At 39.5% G+C, this 839-nt stretch carries 1 protein-coding gene; it reads left to right on the top strand.

Going from position 1 to position 839, the window contains the following annotated elements; genetic code table 11:
• The first annotated feature begins 137 nt into the window (after window positions 1-137).
• Window positions 138-674, top strand: a complete 537-nt coding sequence (gene nusG, locus A0765_RS09670) for a transcription termination/antitermination protein NusG (protein WP_005591544.1) — start codon at window positions 138-140, stop codon at window positions 672-674.
• Window positions 675-839: the final 165 nt, after the last annotated feature.

Here is an 839-nt window from a genome sequence, read left to right as displayed (position 1 = left end):
AATTACCGATTTCTGTCCCACTCTCATTTGTCTGTAAAATATTTACCAAAATGCTTTGTAATTTTAGATTTTATGGTATAATAAGGCTAGATATCAAGCAGAAGCCCTAGGCTTTTTTATTTAGGAAAGGACAAAACATGGACAGTTTTGATAAAGGCTGGTTTGTACTGCAAACCTACTCAGGCTATGAAAATAAGGTAAAGGAAAATCTCTTGCAACGTGCTCAGACCTATAATATGCTGGAAAATATCCTGCGCGTGGAAATTCCGACTCAGACCGTGCAAGTTGAGAAAAACGGCAAGAGCAAGGAAGTCGAAGAAAACCGCTTCCCAGGTTATGTATTGGTTGAGATGGTTATGACGGACGAAGCTTGGTTTGTCGTGCGGAATACGCCAAACGTAACTGGATTTGTGGGTTCACATGGAAACCGTTCGAAACCAACTCCGCTCTTGGAAGAAGAAATCCGCAGCATTCTGATTTCTATGGGACAAACAGTTCAAGAATTTGACTTGGATGTCAAAGTGGGCGATACAGTTCGCATCATTGACGGTGCCTTTGCTAACTATACTGGCAAAATCACGGAAATTGACAATAATAAGGTCAAGATGATTATCTCTATGTTTGGAAATGACACGGTTGCAGAAGTCAACCTCAGCCAAATTGCTGAATTATAATTTTTGAATGCATAAAAAGAGTCGGAAAGCATTTTCCGCTCTTTTTTGTTAGCAGCGCTGAGGTGTTAGATAAAAGCTGGTCATTCTGGTATCTTTGCAATTCATTAAACTTGACCAATGATGTAAAAAAGACAAACAAAAAAGAGAGTGGGACAGAAATCGGTA

Source organism: Streptococcus cristatus (assembly GCF_001588905.1).
Lineage (GTDB): Bacteria > Bacillota > Bacilli > Lactobacillales > Streptococcaceae > Streptococcus > Streptococcus cristatus_N.
Note: the sequence above shows the minus strand (reverse complement) of the source record. Positions and strands in the feature narration are given on the sequence as shown.